Source organism: Chromobacterium aquaticum (assembly GCF_021129195.1).
GTDB classification, from domain to species: domain Bacteria; phylum Pseudomonadota; class Gammaproteobacteria; order Burkholderiales; family Chromobacteriaceae; genus Chromobacterium; species Chromobacterium aquaticum.
This window is the reverse complement of record NZ_JAJOHW010000230.1, coordinates 1-1,104: the sequence shown is the minus strand read 5'-3', so window position 1 is coordinate 1,104 and position 1,104 is coordinate 1. Positions and strand designations below refer to the sequence as shown.

Annotated in this window: 1 protein-coding gene; it reads left to right on the top strand. The window is 56.2% G+C overall.

Annotation, left to right across the window (positions count from 1 at the left end; genetic code table 11):
• Positions 1–153: 153 nt before the first annotated feature.
• Positions 154–990 (top strand): hypothetical protein, encoded by an 837-nt coding sequence (locus tag LQT98_RS23235; RefSeq protein WP_231465557.1) that lies wholly within the window; start codon positions 154–156, stop codon positions 988–990.
• Positions 991–1,104: the final 114 nt, after the last annotated feature.

The window sequence follows — 1,104 nt, the reverse complement described above, 5'->3', positions numbered from 1 at the left end:
AGTCGTCTTCTGAAAATGACATATTTTGTCCATGTTGTTATGGACTACCTATATTGCCCAGTTTCACTTGAGGGCGCGCTCTGGATCGACCGCACTTTTAAGTCACCCTGGTAGAATGATGGCATTTTCCGTAGGCAATCTGAGAGGATAGGCATGACATTGCCGTCATTGGATGGGCATTGGCATCGGGGCAAGCGGGGGGATACGCGAATCTACCTCCTAGATGTGTTCGATAGGCAGCAACCAGATGCAGGACCCATTGCACAGCTGCTGGTCGAGCAAGTGGAAAATTCAGTGTCTGACGGGCGAGGCGGCCCACCATTAGAGGTCGGGCTACAGCTGTTCTACGAGGTTGTATGGCGCCACGACTTCAGGGGGCCTGCGGGGAAGGGGCACTTCCAGGCAAGCTACCGGCGAGGATTTGGCGGTGAGGAGATCATTTCGTTGACGGGTAGCCGTGGGGCATCGGGGACCGTATTTCTCGATCCGGAACCGATGCGTGGTCAGAGAATAGGTACCTACCTGATGAATGAGGTTGTTACCTGGGCGCAGCGCTGGCCGGAGGCGGACGTACACCCCATCCGATTGAACAGCAACCAGGGCTATGAAGAAAACCGCGCGCGGCGCAACCGTTTTTATGAGCAGTTCGGCATAGTGTTCAAATACCGGGATGACGCTCATAGCGAAGGCACATCGCAGCCGATGAAGGTACGCGAGCTGCGCCAGGTGGATACCTGGCAGAAAAATATCCAGGAGCGCGATGTGCGAGACGTTTTAGCCGTGCTACGGCTGGAGAATGAACGCTTCACATTGGAGCGAGATGGGCGATCCCGAGCGCTCGATCATGTGCGAAACGAGCTGAGCCGCGCCCATCGTCATCCGCTGCGATGGGCCATGCTGCAGATGTGGCAGATGTATGCACCTAGCCGCGGTCAGGTCTTCCTAGCACTCTTGGCTGTGGGGTTGCTGTGGTGGCAATTCAAGTCCTGATCGTAACCAGTGCCCGGAACGGATGTCTGGCCTGACCTCGTTCATGAGAGGCAGCAGCGAATCGCGTGAAAAACTGAGGTTGGGCGCAGACTTCGTGAGGTAGCCTGATTCCAG